Annotated in this window: 26 protein-coding genes and 1 riboswitch; of the genes, 4 read left to right on the top strand and 22 right to left on the bottom strand. The window is 71.4% G+C overall.

Features of this window, described 5'->3' with window-relative positions; translation table 11 throughout:
• Window positions 1-7: 7 nt before the first annotated feature.
• From Pta02_RS21825 to Pta02_RS21805, 5 genes are all read right to left on the bottom strand, one after another.
• Complete coding sequence (locus Pta02_RS21825) at window positions 8-319, bottom strand: STAS domain-containing protein (protein ID WP_203876749.1); 312 nt, start codon at window positions 317-319, stop codon at window positions 8-10.
• A gap of 196 nt (window positions 320-515) precedes the next feature.
• Entirely contained in the window at window positions 516-875 is a 360-nt protein-coding gene (locus Pta02_RS21820; protein ID WP_203876748.1) for an STAS domain-containing protein, read from the bottom strand.
• A gap of 253 nt (window positions 876-1,128) precedes the next feature.
• On the bottom strand, window positions 1,129-2,568 hold the full coding sequence (locus tag Pta02_RS21815) for an FG-GAP repeat domain-containing protein (protein WP_203876747.1): 1,440 nt from the start codon (window positions 2,566-2,568) through the stop codon (window positions 1,129-1,131).
• Between the two features lie 257 nt (window positions 2,569-2,825).
• The gene (locus Pta02_RS21810; RefSeq protein WP_203876746.1) at window positions 2,826-3,245 is read right to left on the bottom strand and encodes a phosphatase domain-containing protein; all 420 of its coding nucleotides are present in this window, start codon (window positions 3,243-3,245) and stop codon (window positions 2,826-2,828) included.
• Window positions 3,246-3,409: 164 nt separating this feature from the next.
• Entirely contained in the window at window positions 3,410-4,021 is a 612-nt protein-coding gene (locus tag Pta02_RS21805) for a winged helix-turn-helix transcriptional regulator (protein WP_203876745.1), read from the bottom strand.
• Between the two features lie 55 nt (window positions 4,022-4,076).
• On the opposite strand from Pta02_RS21805, the gene Pta02_RS21800 reads away from it, so the two are divergent.
• Window positions 4,077-4,655 carry a dihydrofolate reductase family protein gene (locus Pta02_RS21800; protein WP_203876744.1) on the top strand — a complete coding sequence of 193 codons (579 nt, stop codon included), beginning with the start codon at window positions 4,077-4,079 and terminating at the stop codon, window positions 4,653-4,655.
• A gap of 83 nt (window positions 4,656-4,738) precedes the next feature.
• Here the strand turns inward: Pta02_RS21800 and Pta02_RS21795 are convergent, their stop codons facing one another.
• From Pta02_RS21795 to Pta02_RS21770, 6 genes are all read right to left on the bottom strand, one after another.
• A complete protein-coding gene (locus tag Pta02_RS21795; RefSeq protein WP_203876743.1) occupies window positions 4,739-5,197 on the bottom strand; it encodes a hypothetical protein in 459 nt (152 codons plus the stop codon).
• 153 nt (window positions 5,198-5,350) lie between these two features.
• Window positions 5,351-5,848 carry a hypothetical protein gene (locus Pta02_RS21790; RefSeq protein WP_203876742.1) on the bottom strand — a complete coding sequence of 166 codons (498 nt, stop codon included), beginning with the start codon at window positions 5,846-5,848 and terminating at the stop codon, window positions 5,351-5,353.
• 369 nt (window positions 5,849-6,217) lie between these two features.
• A complete protein-coding gene (locus tag Pta02_RS21785) occupies window positions 6,218-7,543 on the bottom strand; it encodes a dicarboxylate/amino acid:cation symporter (protein ID WP_239131134.1) in 1,326 nt (441 codons plus the stop codon).
• A 433-nt stretch (window positions 7,544-7,976) separates the two neighbouring features.
• The gene (locus tag Pta02_RS21780; RefSeq protein ID WP_203876740.1) at window positions 7,977-8,243 is read right to left on the bottom strand and encodes a hypothetical protein; all 267 of its coding nucleotides are present in this window, start codon (window positions 8,241-8,243) and stop codon (window positions 7,977-7,979) included.
• Window positions 8,240-8,722: a hypothetical protein gene (locus Pta02_RS21775; protein WP_203876739.1), complete on the bottom strand. Its 483-nt coding sequence runs from the start codon at window positions 8,720-8,722 to the stop codon at window positions 8,240-8,242. The genes Pta02_RS21780 and Pta02_RS21775 overlap by 4 nt, the downstream gene beginning before the upstream one ends.
• A 159-nt stretch (window positions 8,723-8,881) precedes the next feature.
• Window positions 8,882-9,922: an LLM class F420-dependent oxidoreductase gene (locus Pta02_RS21770; protein ID WP_203876738.1), complete on the bottom strand. Its 1,041-nt coding sequence runs from the start codon at window positions 9,920-9,922 to the stop codon at window positions 8,882-8,884.
• A gap of 233 nt (window positions 9,923-10,155) precedes the next feature.
• Between Pta02_RS21770 and Pta02_RS21765 the strand changes: the two genes are divergently transcribed.
• Entirely contained in the window at window positions 10,156-11,025 is an 870-nt protein-coding gene (locus Pta02_RS21765; protein ID WP_203876737.1) for an endonuclease/exonuclease/phosphatase family protein, read from the top strand.
• A 24-nt stretch (window positions 11,026-11,049) separates the two neighbouring features.
• On the opposite strand, the gene Pta02_RS21760 is transcribed toward Pta02_RS21765, so the two are convergent.
• The 3 genes from Pta02_RS21760 to Pta02_RS21750 all read right to left on the bottom strand — a co-directional run bounded on the left by Pta02_RS21760 (window position 11,050) and on the right by Pta02_RS21750 (window position 13,758).
• Window positions 11,050-11,613, bottom strand: coding sequence for a nucleotidyltransferase family protein (locus Pta02_RS21760; protein WP_203876736.1), 564 nt, complete (start codon window positions 11,611-11,613; stop codon window positions 11,050-11,052).
• A complete protein-coding gene (locus Pta02_RS21755; RefSeq protein WP_307837487.1) occupies window positions 11,610-12,788 on the bottom strand; it encodes a vWA domain-containing protein in 1,179 nt (392 codons plus the stop codon). Before Pta02_RS21755 ends, Pta02_RS21760 begins: the two co-directional genes overlap by 4 nt.
• Window positions 12,789-12,861: 73 nt before the next feature.
• Window positions 12,862-13,758 (bottom strand): AAA family ATPase, encoded by an 897-nt coding sequence (locus Pta02_RS21750; RefSeq protein WP_239131133.1) that lies wholly within the window; start codon window positions 13,756-13,758, stop codon window positions 12,862-12,864.
• A gap of 125 nt (window positions 13,759-13,883) precedes the next feature.
• On the opposite strand from Pta02_RS21750, the gene Pta02_RS21745 reads away from it, so the two are divergent.
• Window positions 13,884-15,224, top strand: a complete 1,341-nt coding sequence (locus Pta02_RS21745; protein ID WP_203876735.1) for a TrkH family potassium uptake protein — start codon at window positions 13,884-13,886, stop codon at window positions 15,222-15,224.
• Window positions 15,217-15,885: a potassium channel family protein gene (locus Pta02_RS21740; protein ID WP_203876734.1), complete on the top strand. Its 669-nt coding sequence runs from the start codon at window positions 15,217-15,219 to the stop codon at window positions 15,883-15,885. The genes Pta02_RS21745 and Pta02_RS21740 overlap by 8 nt, the downstream gene beginning before the upstream one ends.
• 103 nt (window positions 15,886-15,988) lie before the next feature.
• Here the strand turns inward: Pta02_RS21740 and Pta02_RS21735 are convergent, their stop codons facing one another.
• From Pta02_RS21735 to Pta02_RS21700, 8 genes are all read right to left on the bottom strand, one after another.
• Window positions 15,989-16,447: a PH domain-containing protein gene (locus Pta02_RS21735; RefSeq protein ID WP_203876733.1), complete on the bottom strand. Its 459-nt coding sequence runs from the start codon at window positions 16,445-16,447 to the stop codon at window positions 15,989-15,991.
• Between the two features lie 145 nt (window positions 16,448-16,592).
• The gene (gene ribH / locus Pta02_RS21730) at window positions 16,593-17,078 is read right to left on the bottom strand and encodes a 6,7-dimethyl-8-ribityllumazine synthase (protein ID WP_203876732.1); all 486 of its coding nucleotides are present in this window, start codon (window positions 17,076-17,078) and stop codon (window positions 16,593-16,595) included.
• A complete protein-coding gene (locus Pta02_RS21725) occupies window positions 17,075-18,286 on the bottom strand; it encodes a bifunctional 3,4-dihydroxy-2-butanone-4-phosphate synthase/GTP cyclohydrolase II (RefSeq protein ID WP_203876884.1) in 1,212 nt (403 codons plus the stop codon). The genes ribH and Pta02_RS21725 overlap by 4 nt, the downstream gene beginning before the upstream one ends.
• 5 nt (window positions 18,287-18,291) lie before the next feature.
• Entirely contained in the window at window positions 18,292-18,954 is a 663-nt protein-coding gene (locus Pta02_RS21720; protein ID WP_203876731.1) for a nicotinamide mononucleotide transporter family protein, read from the bottom strand.
• Window positions 18,951-19,559 (bottom strand): riboflavin synthase, encoded by a 609-nt coding sequence (locus Pta02_RS21715; RefSeq protein ID WP_203876730.1) that lies wholly within the window; start codon window positions 19,557-19,559, stop codon window positions 18,951-18,953. Before Pta02_RS21715 ends, Pta02_RS21720 begins: the two co-directional genes overlap by 4 nt.
• A gap of 2 nt (window positions 19,560-19,561) precedes the next feature.
• Window positions 19,562-20,746, bottom strand: coding sequence for a bifunctional diaminohydroxyphosphoribosylaminopyrimidine deaminase/5-amino-6-(5-phosphoribosylamino)uracil reductase RibD (gene ribD / locus Pta02_RS21710; protein WP_239131132.1), 1,185 nt, complete (start codon window positions 20,744-20,746; stop codon window positions 19,562-19,564).
• 102 nt (window positions 20,747-20,848) lie between these two features.
• Window positions 20,849-20,979: riboswitch (FMN riboswitch) on the bottom strand.
• A 355-nt stretch (window positions 20,980-21,334) separates the two neighbouring features.
• The gene (locus tag Pta02_RS21705) at window positions 21,335-21,967 is read right to left on the bottom strand and encodes a response regulator (protein WP_203876882.1); all 633 of its coding nucleotides are present in this window, start codon (window positions 21,965-21,967) and stop codon (window positions 21,335-21,337) included.
• Window positions 21,967-24,608: ATP-binding protein (locus Pta02_RS21700; RefSeq protein WP_203876729.1), on the bottom strand; the 2,642-nt coding region annotated here is incomplete at its 5' end. The genes Pta02_RS21700 and Pta02_RS21705, both read right to left, overlap by 1 nt.

Here is a 24,608-nt window from a genome sequence, read left to right as displayed (position 1 = left end):
CTCGGACTCAGGCGAGCCCGAAGGCCGCCAGCAGCCCCGCCGTGCGCAACTGGTCGAGCACCCTGGAGCTGGGATGCTCCACCCTGAAGGCCGCGCCGGCCGCCTCCGCCGCTTTCATGATCTCCACGAGCACGCCGACGCCGGCGGAGTCCAGGAACGCGACCTCGGCCATCTCCACCCGCACCGACGCCGGCCGCCGGTCGGCCACGGCGGTGCGGACGGTCTGCCCGATCCAGGCCGCGTTGGTGAAATCGATCTCCCCGCGCAGTACCACGTCCAGCGTGTCCTGCACGGCCGTACCGATCGAGACCGCGTCCATGCACGCTCCTCCCTCCGGCCGCGGCAGGCCCGGCAGCACGCGCGCGGGTTGGGGCGTGCGCGCCGCGGCCCGGCCTGGGAACACGGCCGCCACCGGCCCGGTCCCGGGCCTCTTCGTCATTGTCCTGCACCGAGGGGCCCCTGTCAGAGCGATCAGCCCCCTGCGGAGGCTCCGGCCGCGTCGGGCCGGGCCGGACCTACTCCTCGAAGGCGTGCTCCAGGGACCGGATCACGTCCGGGTCGATGAGGAAGCGCCGGTAGAGGTCGGTCACGCACAGGATGTTCTCCAGGTGGCCGGGGACGCCGGCCAGGCGCAGCCACCCGCTGGCCTGCGAGGTGGCGCGCATCGCGGCGACGAACGCCCCCAGGCCGGTCGAGTCGCAGAAGGTCAGGCCCTCCACGTCCAGGACGATGCGCGGGTTGCCCATGACGACGAGCTCGTTGACGGCGTTCTTCAGCAGCGGGACGGACATCTTGTCCAGGTCGCCGCTGACGGTGACCACGGCGCACCGGGGCCCGGCGTAACGGGTGACGTGAACCGACAGCTCTCTGTTCACGGACTCCTCCTCGCCCGGGTGGCACACTACGGGGCCGGCACCGTACCCCGATCAAGGTATCCATTTCACGCCCGTGGGGACGGGCGAGTCGGGAAACACGTCCGCCGGAGCCGGCGCGGCCCGGCGGGAGCGGCGGGCACCCCGGGAAGACAGTGAACGGGCGGAGCCGTCGAGGCCCCGCCCGTTCACTGTGACACGGAGTGGCCACCCGGCCAAACCCGAACGGATCTCACACGCGTCCGCGGCCGGACGATCACGCGATTCCGCCGCCCCGCACCTTCTTCAGCTTCTTGACCGTGACCTTCGCCTTGGCCTTCGGCGTGAGCTTGACCTTGGGAGCGGGCTTCGGCTTGGCCGCGGGGACCGGCTTCGGCTTGGCCGTGGGGACCGGCTTCGGCGCGGGGGCGGCGGGAGGGTTCACCGGCGTGAGGACGGGGCCGGTGCAGGTGTTCAGCAGCACCGAGACGGTGCCGGAGAGATAGTCCGCCGTCGCCATGTCGGCCTTGCCGTCGCCGTTGAAGTCGCTCAGCACGGGCTGCGTGGGGGTGTTGCCGGTGCCGTAGCCGATGGCCGGCCGGAGCGTGCCGCCGCCGGCGCCCGCGAACACCGACAGCGTGCCCGGGGTGTTCCCGGTCGCCACCACCACGTCGGTCCTGCCGTCGGCGGTGACGTCTCCCACCGCGAGGTCGCTGCGCGGCGTGCCCGCCGGGTAGATCGTGGGCGTGTCGAACGTGCCGTCGCCGTTGCCGGGAAGCACCGACAGGCCGATGCCCATGAACTCCGTCGCGACCAGGTCGTCGTGGCCGTCCCCGTCGAGGTCGCCCACGGCGACCCTCATGACGCCCGGCGCGGAGGAGAGGGTGACCGGCGCCCGGAAGGCTCCGCCCCCGGCGCCCGGAAGGATGAAGGCGGACCCCGACGGCATGCCGATCATGGAACCGCCGCGGACGGCCGCCAGGTCGGTGCGGCCGTCCTCGTCGAAGTCGCCCAGCGCGGGAGAGGAGATCGTTCCCGACCCCAGGGAGAGGGCGGGGCCCGGGGTGAAGGTGCCGTCACCGGCACCCTCCAGCACCGTGACGTACGCGGTCGTGGTGGTCACGATGAGGTTGTTGCTGATCTCGCTGCCGGTGACCACCAGGTCGGTGTCACCGTCCCCGTCGAAGTCGCCCGCCACGACACCGGAGGGGTTGCCCGTCACGACGCGGGTGACGGCCGGCTGGAAGGTGCCGTCGCCGTTTCCGAGCAGCACCGAGATGTCGTCGACGGAGTCGTTGGCCACCGCCAGGTCGGTGTCGCCGTCCCCGTTGAAGTCACCCTTGGCGATCTGGACCGGCCTCACTCCGGAGGGGACGGTCGTGGCCGGCTGGAAGGAGCCGGTCCCGGTGCCGAGCAGCACCGACAGAGCGCCGGCGCCCGAGTCGGCCGTGACGAGGTCGCCTTCGCCGTCGCCGTTGAGATCGGCCGTGACCAGGCCCCGCGGGTTGGCGCCGACCGGGTGGGCGACCGCGGTGGCGAAGCCGGGCGTCACGCAGGTGACGGGCACGACGGCCTGGGCGGGGGCGGCGGCGACGACCAGCGCGCCGGAGGTCAGGGCGACCGCGGTGAGCAGCGAGGCGGCACGGCGGCGGCCGGTCTGCGGGGCGGTACGGCGGCCGGGCACGCCGGACGGCGAGGACTGGGGTGTGGCGTTCAAGGGAGCTCCTCCGTGAGCCGTTGAATGCTCGGCGCGCGGCCCCTCCTGGGCACGACGCACGCGTCAAGCGGTGGTAACCCCCTTCATCGGCCGGCAAAGGACGATCTGAGGCTTTCCTCGCAACCGCTTCCAGGTCCCGCCCGCAACAGCTCCGGGGTCTCTCCGGCCGTCCCGGCTTTCCGCACGATCGGTTCCCGGCTCCGCCCGCGACCGTCCCGGCTTTCCCCGGGGCCGCTCCCCCGCCCCCGGCGGAGGGGTCAGTAGTTCCCCTCGGCGACCTGGACCACGGTGAGCCCCAGCGAACGCCACATCGCCACGACCCGCGCCCGGTCCTCGATGACCGCGGCGACCTCCCGGTGGGCGAAGTGCTCGCGGTGGACCTCGGCCTTCCAGACCGTGTCGGGCCGGCGGTCGCCGTTGGGCCGCAGCCACAGTCCTTCGGCGGCGTCGAGGTGCCCGACGTTGGCCCGCAGCCAGCGTTCGGTGACCCGGCGGGTCCTCTCCGGACGCCCCGACACGTACGCGATCGGGTGGCCGGCGAGGATGAGCGCCCGGACGATCGCGACGACGGGAGGGTTCGGCAGGTCCTCCCCCACCCGGTCCCAGTCGTAGGGGCCGCGGTTCTCGCGCAGGGCGAGCGTGCCGTCGATGTCCACGATCCACACGGCGTCGCTCATGGTCGCCCCCGGTGCGCACGGTCCCGACGGGATGCGAGACGCCCTCCCGGCCGACGGCCTCGGCGAGGCCCGCGGGCCTCATCATGACCGCGGCGCGGCCGGGCCGCCAGTACGCCGCCCCCTTCCCGGGAGGGGACGACGGGCCGGACGCTCACGGGCGGCGCTCAGCGCAGGGCGGCGGTCAAGGCCTGTACGGCCTCCCGGTCGCCGTCGACGGTGACGCCGCTCGCCTCGGTTCCGCGGTACACCAGGGTGCGGATGCCGGCGACGTCGCCGGTGATGATCGCGTCCGGGCGCGGCGCCGGAGCGCGCCGCACCGTCAGCCGCCCGGCTTCGACGGTCAGGGTCGCGCGGTCGTCGCCGACGCGCAGTTCGACCTCGACCGCCAGGTCGCCCGCCACCTGCGGATCGAAGGTCGTGCGAAACGCCACCAGCAGCGCGTCGGCGCTCATCGGGCCCGTGGCGGTCTGCGGCCGGCGGCGGCCCCACCGGCCGAGCGCGAGGAGAATCGGTTCGAGGGCGACGCCGTCCTCGGTGAGCTCGTAGACCGGGCCGCTCAGCGGCGGTCCCGCCGTGGCGTGCCGGACGATGCCCGCCTGTTCGAGTTCCTTGAGCCGCTGGGACAGCACGTTCTGGCTCACGCCGTGCAGTCCGCGCACCAGGTCCCGGAAGCGTTTGGGGCCCAGCAGCAGCTCGCGGACGACCAGCAGCGTCCAGCGCTGCCCGACCACGTCGAGGGCTCGCGCGATGCCGCAGGGGTCGTCGTAGGTTCCCACGGAACTCCTCTTTCAGTAGTTGTTACTCCTAAAAGAGGAGTGTAGTGTCCGGGCCATGCGGACACTGACGATCGTGGAATTCGTGACCCTGGACGGGGTCATGCAGGGCTTCGACGGGCCCGACCAGGACGATCCCGGCTTCCGGCACGGCGGCTGGGGCCTGCCGTACGCCGACCCGGTCGCCCAGCAGAGCGGGACCGAGGGCCAGAGCGCCACCACGGCATACCTGTTCGGCAGGAGGACCTACCAGCGGCTGGCCGCCTTCTGGCCCCACCAGCCCCCGGAGAACGCCATGGCGGCCCACCTCAACGCCACCCCCAAGTACGTCGCCACCCGCACGCTCGCCTCGCTGGAGTGGCCGAACTCCTCCCGTCTCGAGGGTGAGCTGGGGCCCGCCGTACGGGCACTGAAGGAGTCCGGTGACGGCACCGTCACGGTGCTCGGCAGCGGCGAGCTGACCCGGCAGCTGATCGCCGAAGGACTCGTCGACGCCTACACGCTCTTCGTCCACCCGCTGCTCCTCGGCGGCGGCGAACGGCTCTTCCACGCGTTCGACAAGCCGATCCCGCTCCGGCTCCAGGACGTGACGACGACCGGCACCGGCGTATTGGTCGTGAACTACACCGTGCAGTGACCGGCCGCAGGCCCGCCTCGCCGGAGGGACGACGAAGCGGGCGGGAGCCCGGAGAAGGCTCCCGCCCGCGAGCCGGTCGCCCGTCAGCCCCGGGCCAGATACCGGAGGATCAGCCGTATGTCGTGGTCGATGGCCTCCTGCAGGGAGGCGTCGTTGATCTGGTCGTCCTTGTAGTGGGTCTTGCCGTTGCTGACCTTGCCCTCGATGTTCAGCAACGTCGTCGTGGTCCGGTAGTCACCGTTGTCGTCGACCTGGTAGAAAATGTGCCCCCGCTTCGCCCTGTTGGCCGTGAAATGACAGTAGGTCCATTCCAGGCTGTCCGCTTTCTTCACCGGGCTCTTCGTGATGGTGATGTGGGCGTCGTATTCCTCACGACCCTCCTTGAGGGTGAAGCCCTCGAGATAGAGCCAGGTGCCATCGCCTTTCCCGTAGTTGGCCACGGGCTTGCCGATGTTCAGCGCGTTGAGCCCCAGCCCCTTGGAGAGGATCGCCTCCCAGCGCTCGATCGTCTTCGTGACGTCCGGCATCGTCGCTCCTTCCATGACCCACGCGCCGTCGCGTGGCATGTCCGAGATCGCGAGCTTTTTGAGCGCCCCAGTCGCAATCGGTGCAACCACGTAAACTTACCAGCGGTCGGTTTCCCTTACGAGAGCCCCGGGAAAACGGTCACCCATACCGCGGGCGGCGGAAGGAAATCACCCGCCCCGCCTCGGAATTCCCCGCGCGGACACCGGCACGTATTCTCCGATCGGCACCGGCCGTAAAAGGAGTGCCGGAAGAACGGTCGATTCTCGGCGGCGTGTCCAGACCCATGCCACGCCGTCCTCGTCGAAGGAGGGTTCACCGCCGACCGCGAGCACCTGATCGCTCCCCGGTACCGAGGCGAGATCGAACACGGCGGGGTCGTTGCATGTCCGGGGCGTGGGTTCGTACGTCCAGCTCCGCCCGTCATAGTGGAGAACCACGCGCTTGTCCTCATGGCTCCAGTAATCCGCGCCGACCCATATCCCGCCGCGCCCGTCAGGGGTCACCGCGGACAGGTGCACGAACCTGGACGGGCCGTCCACCACGTCCCATCGCCGACCGTCCCAGCGGGCCGTGATCGCCGCACTGGTCTCCTTCCCGGTGATCTCGCCCACCGCCCACGCGTCGTCGGCGGAGACCACCGCGATGTCCTCCAGCCGGATCCGCATCGAACCTCCCCCGCCGGAGATGTTCTCCTGCGTCCAAACGCCCGGGGACGGAGCGGGCGTCGGATCGTTCACCCCCGCGATCCAGGGCGAGGATGTCGCCGAGGGCGGATCCGCCACCGGCGACGGGGTTCGGGGCACCTCGGCCGAACTGCACGCCGCCGCCAGCACCACGATCGGCACCACCGTCACAACCCGCATCCAGCGCCTCTTTCCCGGGATACGCTCCGGCACGGGACACCTTACGATCTCCCGCTCGCTCCTTGAAGCGCAGTCCGGCGCGGGCTCCCTCCGTGGAAAACGGCAGCGGGCGGGAGCCGGAGAGGCTCCCGCCCGCTCGTTTCAGGGACGGTTCAGGCGGATCGGGGCGGCTCAGGCGGAGACGAGCTCGCGCTCCCTGCCGGTCTCACCGGTGCCGGGCTCGGCGGTCTCCGCACGCTCCGCGGGGGTCTCGTCGAGGGACTGCGGCGGGGCGTTGAAGACCGCCTCGTCCAGGCGGCCCTCCGACCGGCCGACCAGGACCGGGACCACCATCTGGCCCGTGACGTTGGTGGCGGTACGGATCATGTCGAGGATCGGGTCGATGGCCAGCAGCAGGCCGACGCCCTCCAGCGGCAGGCCGAGCGTGCTGAGGGTGAGGGTCAGCATCACGATCGCGCCGGTCAGGCCCGCGGTGGCGGCGGAGCCCACCACGGAGACGAACGCGATCAGCAGGTAGTCGCCGAGGTTGAGCGAGAGACCGAAGACCTGGGCCACGAAGATGGCGGCGAGGGCGGGGTAGACCGCGGCGCAGCCGTCCATCTTGGTGGTCGCGCCGAACGGCACCGCGAAGGAGGCGTAGTCGCGGTCGACGCCGAGACGCTCGGTGGTGACCCGCTGGGTCAGCGGCATGGTGCCGACCGAGGAGCGCGAGACGAAGGCCAGCTCGATGGCGGGCCAGGCGTTGCGGTAGAAGGTGAGCGGACTGACCTTGCCGACGAGGGACAGCACCACCGGGTAGATCACCAGCAGCACGACGGCGCAGCCGATGTAGACCCCGGCGCTGAGCTTGGCCAGCGGGGCGAGCAGGTCCCAGCCGTAGGTGGCCACGGACTTGCCGATCAGGCCCGCGGTGCCGATCGGGGCCAGGCGGATGACCCACCACAGGGCCTTCTGGACCAGCTCCAGCACCGAGCGGCTCAGGTCGAGGAACGGCTCGGCCTTCTCCCCGACCGCCATCGCGGCGGCACCGAGGACGACTCCCAGGAAGACGATCTGGAGGACGTTGAGCTCGGTGAAAGCGGTGACGATGTTGGTCGGGACGATGCCGGTCAGGAAGTCGATCCAGGTCCCGGCGCCCTCCAGGTCCACGGCCTTGGCGCCCTCGGTGGAGATCGTGACGCCCTGGCCCGGGTTGATCAGCAGACCCAGGCCGATGGCCGCGGCCACCGAGGCCAGCGACGTGATCATGAACCACATCAGCGTCTTGCCGGCGAGCCTGGCGGCCCCGCTGACGTTGCGCAGGTTGGCCACGCTCACCACGACGGCGGTGAAGACCAGCGGCGGGACGGCGAGCTTGAGGAGCTGGACGAAGATCTTGCCGACCTCGGTCAGCGTGTCGGCGAGCCAGGCGACCTCACCGGCACGGGCGACGAACCCGAGGGCGACGCCGACGACGAGGCCCAGCAGCAACTGCAGGGAAAAGGAGAATCTCTTCACGAGCGTGACTTTCGAAAAAGGGCATGCCGGATCGCACACGGTCATGCGGATGAGAAAGGGAGGTCGAAAGCGCGGTCAGCGACAGAGATCGCCATTGAGCCGGCACAGGTCGACATGCAGTCGCCCGACCAGCCGCACGAGCACCAGGGAGAACCTCACGGAGAGTTGGAACATCCCACCTGAGCACGGGATTCCACACGGCCCTATGGCCTGTGTCACACTCGTTTTCACATTGGCACGGGATAACCCCTGAGACGGGAGATCCCGGCGTGAAAGACCTTCATATGAGACGTCTCAAGACGAGACGCCGGGGAGCTTCTCCGCCCCCGGGACGGTCTGCGCGCCCTGCAGACCGTCGGCACGCGAGAGGCGTGCGGTTCACTCATCGACTGATTCGCCTGCCCCCCGAGTCACTCATCACCCGGGGCACTCGTCATTCGGTCACCTCGTACTGCCACTGGTCGTAGATCCCGCCCTTGATCTGTATTTTCCGCAGGTCGTGCTGGAGCAACTGGTGCCGCGATGTGGCGACCACGGGGAGGGGGTCGTTTCGCAGCCGCTCGTAGCAGACTCTCGTGTTGGCCGGTACGTGACGGCAGAGCTCTTGCCATCCTTCGGCCGCCTGGTTGTTGAAGAACCTGATGCGCCATTCATCGTCGATCGGCGGTGGAGCCACATCGTCGCTTCGCTTCGGACTCACGGAGCCTCCGGAGGGAGGGCCTCGGCGGCATCCTCAGGGAAGCCCTCGGGGTGGGCGCGGCCGAGGACCGCGTACGCCTCGGGGTCGGCGTAGACCTCCGCGGTGGCCTTCCAGCCTCCGATCAGGGCACCCAGGGGGGCGAACTGGCCGAGTTCGGCGCAGCCGTGGAGCATCTCCACGAACTCCTTGCCGAACGCCGCCACGGCGTCGTCGGGCATCACTCTCGCCCAGGCGAACGCCTCGGAGATCGAGGTCTCCAGCATCTTCCGTCCTTCCTCCGTTCTCGTCAGGGCCGCCACGAAGCGGCCCACTCCTTCGATCCCGTGGAACATGACGTCCATCCGGGACGTCTTCGTGATGACGAGGTCCTCGGCGTCACGGCGCGCGAGCCGTACGGAAACCGCCTCTTCCAGGAGGGAGACCACCTGGTTGGGCTGCTGCAGAAGCTTGGACCACGGGACTGTGACGTGTTCGCTCATGTCCACCACGATATTTGAACTAGTTAGCAGGTTCAAGGGGACGGTAGCACTGCGTGCTCGCAGGCACACGGAAAATGACGGAAGCGGGGTCCCGGCCGGGTGGCCGGGACCCCGCTTCACGGAGGCCCTCTTCTCGGGCCCCTCAGGACCCGGCGGGGATCAGGAGGCGATTTCCTTGATCTTCTCGATGAGCCGGATGCGCTCCTCGTGCGTGCGGGCCAGCGGGGCGACGTTGATGGTCGTCACGCCCGACTCCCGCATCGCCTGGATGCGGTCGCGGACGAAGCCCTCCGAGCCGATCAGCGACATCGACTCCAGCAGCTCCTGCGGGACGAGCGCGGCGGCCTCGTCCTTCTTGCCGGACAGGTACAGCTCCTGGATCTGCTCGGCCTCCTTCTCGTAGCCGTAGCGCCGGGCCAGGTCGTTGTAGAAGTTCTTGCCCTTGGCGCCCATGCCCCCGATGTAGAGGGCGGCCATCGGACGGCCCAGCTCCAGCCAGCCGGAGACGTCCTCGCCGATGGCCAGGCTGGCCTGGGCGATGACGTCCAGTTCGCCGAGGGAGGGGTCGCGCTTGGCCTTGCCGGCGGCGATGGAGGGGCCCCAGACGTCGGCGGCCTTCTCCGGCATGTAGAAGATCGGCTCCCAGCCCTCGGCGATCTCGGCGGCGAGTTCGACGTTCTTGGGGCCGATGGCGGCGATCACGACGGGGATGCGGTCGCGGACCGGGTGGTTGATGAGCTTGAGGGGCTTGCCCAGGCCGGTGCCCCGGTCGGCGGGGAGCGGGATCGTGTAGTGCTTGCCCTCGTAGTTGACGCGCTCGCGCTTCCAGACCTGGCGGCAGATCTCGATGACCTCGCGGGTACGGCCCAGCGGCGCGGTGTACGGCACGCCGTGGAAGCCCTCGATGACCTGCGGGCCGGAGGCGCCCAGGCCCAGGGTGAAGCGGCCGTCGGAGACGTAGTCCATGCCCGCGGCGGTCATGGCCAGCAGCGTCGGGGTGCGGGAGTAGACCGGCAGGATGCCCGAGGCGATCTGCAGCCGCTCGGTCTTGGCCGCGATGTAACCCATCTGGCTGACGGCGTCGAAGCTGTAGGCCTCGGCCACGAAGACGATGTCGAGGCCGGCCCTCTCGTAGTCGGCCAGCTCGGCCACCGTCTCCTTGAAGCCCCCCGAGTAGTTCAGTGCCATGCCGATGCGCATCGTGGTTCGTCCTTCCGCTCGCGCCCACAGAACCGAATGATGTTCCGTTGTCTCCGCAACAGAGAGGCTATCGAGTCGGCGGCCGAGCACCAAGCCCGCGGTCTCCTCCCCATGTTCGTCACCGTGCCCGCGGGGCGCGCCGGGGGCCGATAGCCTACGAATTTTGGGGAAGGGGATATATCCCCGAGCCCTGGACGAAAGGCGAGAAGGAGGCACCTCTGAAACCGGTGATCATGGTGGTGGCGGGAGCGCTGGCCCTGATTCTCGGTGGGCATCACCTCCTGCCCGAGCTGGGGGGATTCACCCCGGTACTGGAGAGTCTGCTGCCCTGGCTGGGCGCCGCCGTACCCCTGCTGCTGGTCGGCGCGCTGTTCACCAGGTCGTGGAAGACCGTCGCCGCGGCGCTGGTCCCGGCGGCGGTGTGGGGCGTCATGTTCGGCCCCGCCGTACTGCGCACGGTGCCCGGCGGGCCGAGCGACGTGTCGGTCGCCACGCTCAACGTGGGCGTGACCAACGGCGACTCCGGCCAGGCCGTACGGGCCGTGGCGCAGGGACGGGACCTGTTCGCCGCCCAGGAGCTGACCCCCGGCGGCCCGGCCGCCAAGGAGCTCGACCGCCACTTCTCGCACAAGGTGCAGATCAGCACGATCGGGCTGTGGAGCCGCTTCCCCATCCTCGACCACCGCGCCGTCGACGTCGGCCTGGACTGGACCCGGGCGCTGCGCGCCGTCGTCGGGACGCCCAAGGGGAAGGTGACCGTCTACGTCATGCACCTCGCCTCGGCGCGCCCCGGCATGACGGCCCAGCGGGACCTGACCCTGGCCCGCGCCCGGCAGCTCATCGAGAAGGACGACAGCGAGAACCTGCTGCTCCTGGGCGACCTGAACACCGCCACCACCGACCGCGAGCGCTCCAGGCTGGTGCCGCCGCTCACCGACGCCCACCAGGAGGCCGGATCCGGGTTCGGCTTCACCTGGCCGTCCTCCTTCCCGGTCACCCGGCCCGATCACATCCTCTACCGCGGGCTGACGGCGACCAGCGCGGGCGTCGAGCCGGCCGTCGGCAGCGACCACCGCGCCGCGGTCGCCTCGCTGCGCCTGTGACGACCCCGCCCCCCACGGGGCCCTTCACAGGCCCGCCAGGTCCGCGGGGGTGTCGATGTCGGCGGGGTCGCCGACGTCGTCGCAGGGGACCTTGACCACCAGCTCGGGGTGGGCGCGCAGGAACGGCCGGGCCCCGACGTCGCCCACCGCCAGCTCGGCCACCTCCGCGAAACGCTCCCGGGCGATCAGCACGGGGTTGCGCGGCGCCCCGCCGTAGGTGGCGACGGCGACCTCGGCGCCCTCCCGCGCCGCCCGCACGAGCCGTTCGACCACGGGCACCCCGATGAGCGGCTGGTCCACCAGCGCGATCACCACGTGCCCGGCGTCCGGCGGCAGCGCGGCCAGCCCGACCCGCAGCGAGGAGCCCATCCCGGACTCCCAGTCCGGATTGCGCACGGCCACCGCCCCGCGCACCTGCACGGTCGCGGCGCCGAGCACCACCACCACCGGGTGGCAGCCGCCGTCGTGCAGCAGCCGGACCCCCCGGTCCACCAGCCGCTCCCCCCGGAACTCCACCAGCGCCTTGGGGGTGCCGAGCCGCGACCCCGACCCGGCCGCCAGCAGCAGTCCCGCGATCCCCTGCCTCATCCGGGCCTCCCGTCCCGTGGCCGCCGGGCGTACGGCCCCGCCAGCAGCCCGGCCAGCTCCTCGAAGGCGGCCAGGCTGTGCCCGGCCACGAAGTCGTCGACGTACGGCAGCGCGGCGCGCATGCCCGCGGTGAGCGGCTGGTAGCCGGGCTGCCCCTTGTGCGGATTCACCCAGACCACCCGGTGCGCCGTACGGGACAGCCGGGCCATCTCCGCCGCGAGCAGCGAGACGTCACCGCGTTCCCAGCCGTCGGAGGCGATCACCACCGTCGCGCCCCGGGCGTCGCCCAGGGCCAGGAGCCTGCGCAGCTCCTCGCCCAGCCGGGTCCCGCCGCTCCAGTCCGGCACGGCGCGCGAGACGGCGTCCATCGCCGTGCCGGGGTCGCGGTGGCGCAGCTCGGCGGTCAGCCGGGTCAGGCGGGTGCCCGCGCTGAACGCCTCGGTGGCCCGGGGCTCGGACCTGACCAGCGCGTGGGCCAGGCGCAGCAGGGTGTCGGCGTAGGGCGTCATGGACCCGCTCACGTCCACCAGCAGCACGACGCGGCGCGGCCGGGTGCGGTGCGTGCGGTAGCGGAGCCTGGCGGTCTCCCCGCCGCGCCGCAGGGCCTCGCGGATCGTCCGGCGGGCGTCGAGGCGTCCCCGGCGCGAGGACCGGAACAGACGTGACTCGCGCCGCTCCCGCGGGGCGCGCAGCAGGGCGAGCAATCGGTGCGCCTCGGCCAGCTCCGCCGCGGTCATCCGGGCCACGTCACGGTGGCGCAGCACCTCCGTGGCGCTCGCCCCGGCGCTCAGGGCCGGCCGCTCCTGCCGCACTCCCCCGCTCTCGCGCGAGAGCAGGGCGGTGTGCCGGGTGACGACCACCGCGGCCGGCCGGGCCCGGCCGGCCCGCAGGCCGCCGAAGTAGGCGTGGAAGACCCGGTCGTAGCGGGGCAGGTCGTCGGCCGAGGCGCACAGGGTGAGCCGGCCGGCCCAGTAGACGTCGCCGGGCCGGGCGGCGTCCAGGTGCGACAGCGCGCGCATCATGTTCTGGGTGCGCTCGTGGTCGGCGGGCACCCCCGCGGCCCGGAGCGTCCTGGCGAAGCCCGTCATGACCGTGACCAGTTCCCCGGCCGTCATCCCCGCGGAACCGGCCTCCCGGCCGCCCCCCGCGGAACCGGCGTCCCGGCCGTCCTTCACGGAACCGGCCTCCCGGCCGCCCCCCGCCGGACCGGCCTCCCCGCCGCCGCCCGCGGGACCCGCCTTCCGGCCGTCAGCCGCGCGGCTCACCGAGGAACCCGTTCGCCAGCACGGTCTCGTGGTCCTCGCGGTGCTTGAGCAGCGCGCCCAGCGTGGCCGCGGCCAGGCCGGGGTCCAGCTCCCGCGCGCCGAGCGTCAGCAGGGCCTCGGTCCAGTCCAGGCTCTCGGCGATCCCGGGCGGCTTGACCAGGCCCGCCTCGCGGAGCCGTCCGGCCGCCTTGGCGACCTGCTCGGCCAGGGTCTCCGAGCATCCGGGGAGTCTCCTGAGCAGGATCGCCACCTCCTGCTCGAAGGACGGGTGCTCCAGCCAGTGGTAGAGGCAGCGCCGTTTCAGCGCGTCGTGGACCTCGCGGGTGCGGTTGGAGGTGAGCACGACCACCGGCGGTTCCTGCGCGCGGATCGTGCCGAGCTCGGGGATGGAGATCGCGAAGTCGGACAGGACCTCCAGCAGGATCGCCTCGAACTCCACGTCGGCCCGGTCGATCTCGTCGATCAGCAGCACGCAGGGACGGGTCTCCAGCGCCCTCAGCAACGGCCGGGCGATCAGGAAGCGCCGGTCGTAGACCTCGCCCTCCAGCCGGGCGGCGTCGGTGACGCCGCCGGCCTCGGCGGCCTTGAGGTGCAGGAGCTGGCGGGCGAAGTCCCAGTCGTAGAGGACCTGCGGGCCGTCGAGCCCCTCGTAGCACTGCAGCCGGATCAGCGGCGCGTCCAGCACGACGGCCAGCGTGCGGGCCAGCTCGGTCTTGCCGACCCCGGCCTCCCCCTCCAGGAACAGGGGCCTGCCCATCCGCAGGGCGAGGAAGGCCGCCGTGGCGAGCCCCTCACCGGCCAGGTAGGCCTCCCGGTCGAGCAGCTCCGCGAGCTGTCCGGGCGACTCGAGGTCCGATGCCGTGATTGTCCGCCTCAGCACGACCTCAGGCTACGTCCCGGCGATCCCGCAGAGCCAGGGCGCGTCCGCCGGGATCTGACGGCCGGTCGGCGCGGCCATCATCGGAATGATCGAGATCGGGTCAGAGCAGGGCGTATCCTCTCCCGGTGAAGTACCGGTCACTACAGATCAACACCCCGTCGCGGGTCGTCGTCTTCGCGTTCAGCGCGGTGATCCTCCTGGGCACGGCGCTGCTCTCGCTGCCCATCGCCGTGGAGGGCGGCGAGCGGACCTCGTGGACCTCCGCCCTGTTCACCTCGGCCTCCGCGGTCTGCGTCACCGGCCTGGCCGTGCTCGACACCGCCGGGCACTGGTCGACCTTCGGCGAGGTCGTGATCCTGGTGCTGATCCAGATCGGCGGATTCGGGATCATGTCGCTCGCCTCGATCCTGGCGCTGATCGTCTCGGGGAAGCTGGGGCTGCGCGCGCGGCTCAACACCCAGGCCGAGACCAGGACGCTGGGTCCGGGCGACGTCCGCCAGGTGATCGCGGGCGTCGCCAAGGTCACCCTGGTGGTGGAGGCGCTGACGGCGGCGATCCTCACCGTCCGCTTCATGACCGGGTACGGCGAGCCGTTCGGCAGGGCCGTGTACCTGGGCGTCTTCCACGCGGTCTCGGCGTTCACCAACGCCGGGTTCGCCCTGTGGCCCGACAGCATCATGCGCTTCGTCGGGGACGTGTGGATCTGCCTGCCGCTGGCGCTGGCCGTGGTCGCCGGGGGCCTCGGCTTCCCCGTCTACGCGGTGCTGCGCAAGAGCTGGCGGCGGCCCTCCCGGTGGTCGCTGCACGCCAAGATCACGCTGGGGATGTCGGCGATCCTGCTGTTCGGCGGCGCCCTGGTCATCACGATCCTGGAGTGGAACAACCCCAAGACGTTCGGCCCGCTCACCCCGGGCCTGCGCATCCTGGCCGGGTTCTTCCACAGCGCGATGACCCGCAGCGGCGGCCTGAACTCCGTCGACACCTCCCAGATGAACGAGAACACCTGGCTGGTCAGCGACGTGCTGATGTTCATCGGCGCGGGCAGCGCCAGCACCGGCGGCGGCATCAAGGTGACCACGTTCGCCCTGCTGGGCTACGTCATCCTGGCCGAGCTGCGCGGCGAGCCCGACGTCACGGCGGGCCGGCGGCGCATCGCCGAGCAGCTGCAGCGGCAGGCGCTGACCATCGCCCTGGCGAGTGTCGCCGCCGTGGTCTCGGGCACGCTGGTCCTGATGATGCTCACACCCTTCACCCTCGACCGCGTACTGTTCGAGGTGGTGTCGGCGTTCGGCACGGTGGGCCTGTCCACGGGCATCACCGCCCAACTCGGCCCCGCCGGGCACCTGGTCCTGACCGCCCTGATGTTCGTCGGGCGCCTGGGCCCGGTGACCCTCGGTGCCGCGCTCGCGCTGCACGTCCAGACCCGCAGGTTCCGCTATCCGGAGGAGCGACCCCTCGTTGGCTGACAAGAACAACCGCGGCGATGCGGTGGTGGTCATCGGTCTGGGACGGTTCGGCGGGGCACTCGCCGCCGAGCTGGCCGCGCGGGACGTCGAGGTGCTCGGCGTGGACAGCGACTCCCGCAACGTGCAGGAGTTCTCCGGGCAGCTCACCCACGTCGTCCAGGCCGACTCCACCGACCCCGACGCGATGGAGCAGCTGGGCATCGCCGAGTTCGGCCGGGCCGTGGTGGGCATCGGCACCAACATCGAGTCCAGTGTCCTGACCACCTCGATCCTGGTCGATCTCGGCGTGACCGACATCTGGGCCAAGGCGATCAGCCGCCAGCACGGCCAGATCCTGCGGCGGGTCGGCGCCCACCACGTGGTGCAGCCCGAGGCGGACATGGGCGAGCGGGTCGCCCACCTGGTCACCGGCCGGATGCTCGACTTCGTCGAGATCGACGAGGACTACGCCCTGGTCAAGACCAAGGCCCCGGCCTGGGCCGACGGCAGGACGCTCGGCGAGCTCGGCATCCGCTCGACGTACGGCGTGACCATCGTCGGGATCAAGAAGTCCGGCTCCGGGTTCACCTACGCCACCTCCGACACCCTCGTCCAGAGCGGCGACACCCTGCTCGTGGCGGGCGACACCGAGAAGACCGAACGCTTCTCCGAGGAGACCTGAGCCGGGAGCTCCCGGGCCGGAAAACGCCGGGGACCCGGCCCGCCGCACCGGCGCGCGCTCACGCCACCCCGCCCGGCCTGCGCTCACCGGGAGCGCGGCGGGGTCAGCGGGAGCCCTGGGCCTCGCCGCGCTCGCGGATGAGCGCGGCCAGCTCCCGCACCTGGCGCGCGGTCCGCTCCTTCTCCGAGCCCTGCAGGCCCATGGCACCGATGGTCATCCCGTCGGAGAAGTCGATCTTCGCCCAGGGCTCGCTCTCGGTCAGGGTGACCGCGATCACCTCGGGCCACTCGTAGCGGTGCACCTTCAGAACGTTGAACAGGGTGATGCCGCGCTCGTCGGCCTCCACCCGGCAGCGGCCCAGCAGGTGCAGCACCCAGCAGACCAGCCCGGCCAGCGCCACCACCGCGATCTTGTCGACGATCGTGAACGGCGGCGGAAGGAAGACCGCCATCGCCACGGCCCCCAGCATGAGCAGCACGGCCAGGCCGTACGCCACGATCGGGCCCACCTTCGGCCGCCACACGACGGGCAGGGCGGGCGCGGGGACCCTGTCGGAACTCACGGTGATCACTTTCCTCCGGGACTGCGGCCGGTCGGCCACCGGACGAAAAACCTACCGCACCCCCTGGCCGCCCTCCGCGCCGCCACCGCTCCCCCCGCGGCGCCCGGCTCCGCAGGTCACACGGGAGCCGGGCCGCCGGCACGGGTCACGCGGGGGTGAGGCCCCGGCGCAGGTCGCGCAGGAGCAGGGCCGTCTCCAGCGCGGCGACGGTGGCCTCGTACCCCTTGTCCTCGTGGCTGCCGGGCAGCCCCGACCGGTCGAGGGCCTGGTCCATGGTGTCGCAGGTGAGCACGCCGTTGCCGACCGGGGTCTCCTCGTCCAGGGAGATGCGGGTCAGCCCCGAGGTCACCGAGTCGCAGACGTAGTCGAAGTGGGCGGTCTCCCCGCGGATCACGGCCCCCAGGGCCACCACCGCGTCGCACCGGCGGGCCAGGGCCTGGGCCACGACCGGGATCTCCAGCGATCCGGCCACCCGGATCACGGTCGCGCTCGCGCCGCTGTCCTGACTGGCCTGTACGGCCCGCGCCACGAGCTGGTCGGTGATCTTCTCGTGCCAGCGGGCGGCGACGATCCCGACCGTCAGCCCCCCGGCCTCGACGGCCTCCGCCCCCGGACGTCCCTGCCCGCTCATGCCCCTGCCCTCTCGTCGATGTCGTGGCCGAGGCGGTCGCGCTTGGCCAGCAGGTACTTCTCGTTGTACGGGTTCATCGCCACCGGCATCGGCTCGCGGCCCAGCACCTTGACCCCGTAGCCGTCCATGCCGCGCGTCTTGGCCGGGTTGTTGGTCAGCAGCCGGACCGACTTCACGCCCAGGTCGGCGAGCATCTGCCCGGCGTTGGAGAACTCGCGGGCGTCCACCGGCAGGCCCAGCTCCAGGTTCGCGTCGACGGTGTCGCTGCCGCCGTCCTGCAGGCCGTAGGCCCGCAGCTTGGCCAGCAGCCCGATCCCGCGTCCCTCGTGCCCGCGCAGGTAGACCACCACCCCGCGGCCCTCCTCGGAGATCCGCGCCATCGCGTGCTCCAGCTGCACCCCGCAGTCGCACCGCAGCGAGCCGAGCACGTCCCCGGTCAGGCACTCGGAGTGGGCCCGGACCAGGACGTCCTCCCCGTCACCGAGCTCGCCGTAGACCAGGGCCATGTGCTCGCCGCCGTCCAGGGAGCTGGAGTAGCCGTACGCGCGCCACATCCCGTGGCGGTTGGGGATCGTGGTCTCGGCGACCCGGGTCACCATCCGCTCGGTCCTGCGCCGGAACTCCACCAGCTGCTCGATGGAGACCAGCGCCAGGTCGTGCTCGTCGCAGAACACGCGCAGCTCCGGCAGGCGCTTCATGGTGCCGTCGTCGTTGACGACCTCGGCCAGCGCGCCCGCCGGGCTCAGCCCGGCCAGCCGGGCCAGGTCCACGGCCGCCTCGGTGTGGCCGCGCCGGGCCAGCACGCCGCCCTCGCGGTAGCGCAGCGGGAAGACGTGGCCGGGACGGACCAGCTCGTAGGGCTCGGTCGCCGAGTCGCACAGGGTGCGGATGGTCCTGGCCCGGTCGGAGGCCGAGATGCCGGTGGTCACGCCGTCGCGGGCGTCCACGCTGATGGTGTAGGCGGTGCGCATGCGCTCGCGGTTGTCGTGCACCATCAGCGGCAGGCCGAGCCGGTCCAGGCTCTCCCCGGGCATCGAGACGCAGATGACGCCGCTGGTGTGCCGGATGGTGAAGGCCAGCAGCTCCGGCGTGGCCTTGGCCGCGGCGAAGATGATGTCGCCCTCGTTCTCGCGGTTCTCGTCGTCGACGACCACCACGGGCCTGCCGTCGCGGATGTCGGCGATGGCCCGCTCGATCGGGTCCAGCATGGTCGTCACACTGCCTCCTTGGGGGCGAGCACGGCCCGGGAGCGATACTCCTTGAGCCAGTTGGCGAATCCGATGAGAACGAGCACGAAGAAGATGCCGTAGACGGCCCCGGAGACCACCAGCCCGGAGCTGAACGCCAGCGGCACGCCGACCAGGTCGACCGCGACCCAGATGATCCAGAAGTCGACCAGGGCCCGGCCCTGCGCCCAGGTGGCCACGGCGCTGCCGACGAAGATGTAGGCGTCGGCGGCGACGAGGAAGTAGCCCTCGGGCAGCGGCTTGTAGACGCCCCACGACAGCTTGAACACGAAGAACAGCACGCCCACCACGGCGGTGCCCGCCAGCATGACCGCGATCAGCCCGAGGCGCTCGCGCCCGGTGGCGGGCCGTACGGCCAGCTCCTGGCCGCCCTGGGTGCCGCGCGCCCACTTCCACCAGCCGTAGACGGCCAGCACGCCGAACATGACCTGCTTGAGCGCGTTGCCGGTGATGTGCGCGCTGATCGAGGCGATCAGCAGCAGCACCGAACCGGTCAGCTGCACCGGCCAGGTCCAGATCGACTTGCGGATGGCCAGCAGCACGGTGGCCAGCGCGGCGATGTTGCCGACCAGGTCGGTCCACAGGACGTGGACCCCGAACACCTCGAATCCCGCCTCTGCCCAGTTCATGCCCGGCCTCCCGGAGCGTAGGCGCCGATCAGCCTCTCCACGTGCTTGGCGATCACGTCGACCTCGAGGTTGACCGGGTCGCCGGGCTTCTTGGCGCCGAGGGTGGTCAGCTCCAGGGTGGTCGGGATCAGGCTGACCGAGAACGATTCGTCGTCCACCCCGGCCACGGTGAGGCTGACGCCGTCCACCGCGATGGAGCCCTTCTCGACCACGTAGCGGTTCAGCCCGGCCGGCAGCGAGATCCGCACGACCTCCCAGTGCTCGGCCGGCTCCCGAGACAGCAGCTCACCGGTGCCGTCCACGTGGCCCTGCACGATGTGCCCGCCGAGGCGCTGGTCGGCGCGGACGGCGCGTTCGAGGTTGACCCGCGAGCCGGGTCGCAGCGCCCCCAGGCTGCTGCGGTCCAGGGTCTCCTTCATCACGTCGGCGGTGAACACCTCGCCGTCGACGTCCACCACGGTCAGGCAGACGCCGTTGACGGCGATCGAGTCGCCGTGCCCGGCGTCGGCGGTGACCACCTTGCCGCGCACGGCCAGCCTGGCGGCGTCCCGCAACGGCTCGACGGAGGATATCTCCCCCAGCTCTTCGATGATTCCGGTGAACATGCTCACTTCTCCTTCAGTGGTACCGGCCGGGCGGTCAGACGCAGGTCCGGCCCGATGGGGGTGACATCCTCGAGTTCCAGGCGGTGGGTCCCGGCGATCGTCGTGACGCCCGCCGGGCCGAGCGCGGCGGCGCCCTCGCCCAGGAGCGCCGGGGCGAGATAGCCGACGACCCTGTCGACCAGGCCCTCGCGCACGAAGGAACCGGCCAGGGTGGGCCCTCCCTCCAGCAGCACGCCGACGACCTGGCGGCGGTGCAGCTCGGCCAGGAGCGCGTGCAGGTCGATCCCGTACGGCTCCCGCCGCGGCAGCCGTACCACCTCGGCCGCCCCGCCGGCTCCGAGCCGGCCCAGCTCCTTGGCCCTGGCCTCCAGCTCCGTCGCGGAGGCGTCGTGGGCGACCGCCACCAGCGTGGGGGCGCCGCCGTCCAGGACCCGGGCCGAGACGGGGGTCCGGCCGTCGCTGTCGACGATCACGCGCAGCAGGCGCCGCCCCGCGCCGGGATCGGCTTCGCCGGACGGGCGGGCGGTGAGCCGGGGGTCGTCGGCCAGGACGGTGCCCACGCCCGCGATGATCGCGTCCGTTCCGGCCCGGAGGCGGTGCACGTCGGCGCGGGACTCGGGCGAGGTGATCCACTGGCTGGTGCCGTCGGCGGCGGCGGAGCGGCCGTCCAGCGTGGCGGCGTACTTCCAGGTGACGTGGGGGCGGCCCAGCCGCACCGAGGTCAGCCACTCGGCGTTGCCCCGCTCGGCCTCCTCGGTGAGCACGCCGGACTCGACGACGACGCCGTGCGCGCGCAGCCGGCCGGCCCCGCCGGCGGCCACCGGGTTGGGGTCGCCGACCGCCACGACGACGCGGGCGACGCCGGCCTCCAGCAGGGCGGCCGAGCAGGGCCCGGTCCGGCCGGTGTGGTCGCACGGTTCGAGGGTGACGTAGGCGGTGCCGCCGCGGGCCCGCTCCCCGGCGGCGCGCAGCGCGACCACCTCGGCGTGCGGTCCTCCGGCGTAGGCGTGGAATCCCTCTCCGGCGACGCGTCCGGAGGCGTCCAGGACGACGCAGCCGACGACGGGGTTCGGGCTGGTGGTGCCGCGTCCGCGCGCGGCCAGCTCGACGGCCCTGCGCATGTGGGCCGGGTCGGCCGCGCGCCCGGCGGGCGGCGGCTCGTCGTCGCGGGGGATCGGCTGGCTCAACCCGGGTCTCCTACTCGCCAGTAGCTTTCTGCCACGGCGGGCCCCGGGGATGACGGGTGCACAGATCCCGTCAGCGGAGGGTGCCTGGACGGCACTCTCCGCTCGCGCGCTTCCTCCCATCCGGACTTTAACCGTCGGTCCCGGAATTTCACCGGGTCAACCGGTCGATGGCTTCGACCGGGTCGCGGACTTTAACCGCCGGTTCGGAATTTCACCGACCCCGGAGCACGCAGCTCTGTTTCGTCGGTCGCGCGCCGCACAGGGCTCGCTCCCGTATATCAGTGTGCCACGCCCGGCAAACCGGACGGAACCGGTCTTAGCATATGGACCAAGCGAGCGCTTGGTCAACACCTCGGGCGGGTAAGTGCCACTCCCAGAATGCGAACACGCCAGGTGGGCGGCCGTTACTTCCAAAGTGCGGACATGCCGGACGGAGCTCACTCCCGCCCGGACCGACCTGCCTCATCCCAGCACCGGGCGACCGCGTCTCATTCCCGCCCTGTCATTCCGCCCTGTCATTCCGCCCTGTCATTCCGCCCTGTCATTCCGCCCCGTCGCCCCGCCCCGTCACCTCCGGACGGGGGCGCCTCACTCGGCGACCCTGAGATGCTCGACGAGCCTGTCACAGGTCTGGCGGGCCGTCGCCATCTGTCCCGACAGCTCCTTGACCGCCTCGACGCCCAGACCGCTCTCCCCCGGCTCCGGTGCGCACAGGCGCTCCTCCATCGTCACGAGCCGCTGCGCCAGCTCGGCGGCCAGTTCCGCTCCCCTGACCTCGTCCTCGCCCCGCCCCGCCATGCGCTGCAGCAGGTTCGCCTGCTCCTTCAGCTGCCGGCTCTTGCGGTGCAGGTCGAGGAACACCTGGACCTTGGCGCGCAGCACCCACGGGTCGAACGGCTTGGTGAGGAAGTCGACCGCCCCGGCGACGTATCCGCGGAAGGTGTGGCTGGGATCGCCGTCGGCCCCGGTCAGGAAGATGATGGCCACATCCTTGGTCTGGTCGAGGCGCTTGATGTGGGAGGCCGTCTCGAAGCCGTCCATTCCCGGCATCACCACATCGAGCAGCACCAGCGCGAAGTCGTCGCGCAGCAGGGCCTTCATCGCCTCCGCGCCGGACCGGGCGCGCACGAGCGTCTTGCGCAACGGGTTCAGGATCGCCTCCAGGGCAACCAGGTTGGCCTCGTGGTCGTCGACCAGGAGGATCCGCTCCCTGCCCATCATCACCGGACCCCCTCGGCCGCCTCGTCCAGGCACTCGCACATCACGCCGAGCAGGTGGTCCACGTCGACGGGTTTGGGCACGTAGGCCGAGGCCCCGCAGGCGATCGTCTTCTCCCGGTCGCCGGGCATCGCCTTGGCGGTCAGGGCGACGATGGGCAGCCGGTCGAAGCGGGGCATCGCGCGGATCGCCTCGATCGTCTCGTAGCCGTCCATCTCCGGCATCATCACGTCCATGAGCACCAGATCGACCTCACCCTCACTCTCCAGCCTGTCGACGCCCTCCCGGCCGTTCTCGGCGTAGATCACGTCCATGCCGAGCCGCCCGAGCATGTGGGCCAGGGCGTAGACGTTGCGCACGTCGTCGTCGACGATGAGCACCCGCCTGCCCTTGAGGACCGTTCCCGCGCTCCCCCGCTGCAGGTCGCTCAGCCGGGTCAGCGAGCGCCACGGGTCGTCGCCGTTCTCGACGTGCCCCGTCACCCAGGCGGCCTCCGTCTCGGCCGGGCCGAGGCGCGCCACCGGCCCCTGGGGCTGCTCGCCGTTCTTGGCCGGGAGAACCTCCGCCCCGCCGGCCCCCTGTTCCTGCTCGTCCCCGCCGGAGAGCGGACCGGCGTACCGGGGGGCGACGTAGAACGTGAACGTGCTGCCGATGCCGAGCGTGCTCTGCGCGTGGATCTCCCCGCCGAGGATCCGGGCGATCTCCCTGCTGATCGACAGGCCCAGGCCGGTCCCGCCGTACTTGCGGCTGGTGGTCCCGTCGGCCTGCTGGAAGGCGCCGAAGATCAGCGGGAGCTTGTCCGCCGCGATCCCGATGCCGGTGTCGCTCACCGAGAAGGCGATCACGTCGTCGGCCCCCCGCAGCGACTCCTCCTCGAACTCCACGCCCTCGGCCCGCTCGACGCACAGGCGCACCTCGCCGGCCGAGGTGAACTTGACCGCGTTGGACAGCAGGTTGCGCAGGATCTGCTGGATCCTGCGCTCGTCGGCGTACAGGGTCGTGGGGACGCCCGGGCCCACGTGGACCTGGAAGATCAGCCCCCGGTCGACCGTCAGCGGCCGGAACGTCGCCTCGACGTACTCCAGCAGCTTGGTCAGCGGCAGCGTCTGCGGGCGCACGTCCATCCGGCCCGCCTCGATCTTGGACAGGTCGAGGATGTCGTTGATCAGCTGGAGCAGGTCGCTGCCGGACTGGTAGATGGTGGTGGCGAACTCGACCTCCTGCGAGCCGAGCCTGCCCTCGGGGTTGTCGGCCAGCAGCCGCGCCAGGATGAGCAGGCTGTTGAGCGGGGTGCGCAGCTCGTGGGACATGTTGGCCAGGAACTCGGACTTGTAGCGCGAGGAGGTGGCCAGCAGGTGCGCCTTCTCCTCCAGGGAGGCGTTGGAGCGCCGCAGCTCCGCCTGCTGGCGCTGCAACTCGTTCGAGCGCTCCTGGAGCTGCTGGGTCAGTCGCTGCGACTCCGACAGCAGGGCCTCGGTGCGGGAGTTGGCGATGATCGTGTTGATCGCCACCCCGATGGTGACCACGAACTGGTCGAAGAAGGCCAGGTGGACGTCGCTGAACCGGTTGAAGGAGGCCAGCTCGATGACCCCGAGGACCTGGTCCTCGAACAGGATCGGCAGGATCACCACGCTGGCCGGGCTGGCCTCGCCGAGCCCTGAGGCGATCTTGATGTAGTCGGGCGGGACCTCGTGGATCAGGATGCGCTTCTTCTCCACCGCGGCCTGGCCGACGAGCCCGTCGCCGAAGACCAGCGGCTCGGTCGCCATCGCCGCGTGGGTGGAGCCGTACCCGGCGATCATGCGGAGCACCGCCTCGCCCCGGCCTCCCTGCTCGGCCAGGAAGAAGGTGCCGTACTGCGCCGACACCAGCGGGGTGATCTCGTTGAGCAGCAGGTCGGCGACCTCCATCAGGTCGCGGTGCCCCTGCATGAGGCCCGCGATGCGGGCGAGGTTGCTCTCCAGCCAGTCCTTGGCCCGGGTGGTCTCGCGCAGGTTGGCCACCATCAGGTTGACGTTGTTCTTGAGCTCGGCGACCTCCCCCTTGGCCTCCAGCGAGATCGACCGGCTCATGTCGCCCTGGGCCACCGCGCTGGCCACCTCGGCGATCGCGCGGACCTGGGTGGTCAGGTTGCCCGCCAGCTCGTTGACGTTCTTGGTCAGCCGCTCCCACGTGCCGTACACGCCCTCGACCTCGGCCTGGCCGCCCAGCCGTCCCTCGCTGCCGACCTCGCGGGCCACGCGGGTCACCTCCGAGGAGAAGGAGGAGAGCGTGTCGACCATGGTGTTGATCGTGGTCTTCAGCTCCAGGATCTCGCCGCGGGCGTCGACGTCGATCTTCGTGCTCAGGTCGCCGTTGGCCACCGCGGTGGCCACCTGGGCGATGTTGCGCACCTGGCTGGTCAGATTGGAGGCCATGAAGTTGACGTTGTCGGTGAGGTCCTTCCAGACGCCGCTGACCCCGCGCACCTGGGCCTGGCCGCCCAGCCGCCCCTCGGTGCCCACCTCGCGCGAGACCCGGGTGACCTCGTCGGCGAAGGCCGACAGCTGGTCCACCATCGTGTTGATCGTCGACTTGAGCTGGAGGATCTCGCCGCGCGCGTCCACGGTGATCTTCTTGCTCAGGTCGCCGTTGGCCACCGCGG

This window comes from Paraplanobispora takensis, from assembly GCF_016863195.1.
Classification (GTDB): domain Bacteria; phylum Actinomycetota; class Actinomycetes; order Streptosporangiales; family Streptosporangiaceae; genus Planobispora; species Planobispora takensis.
This window is presented reverse-complemented; position numbering and strand designations above follow the sequence as displayed.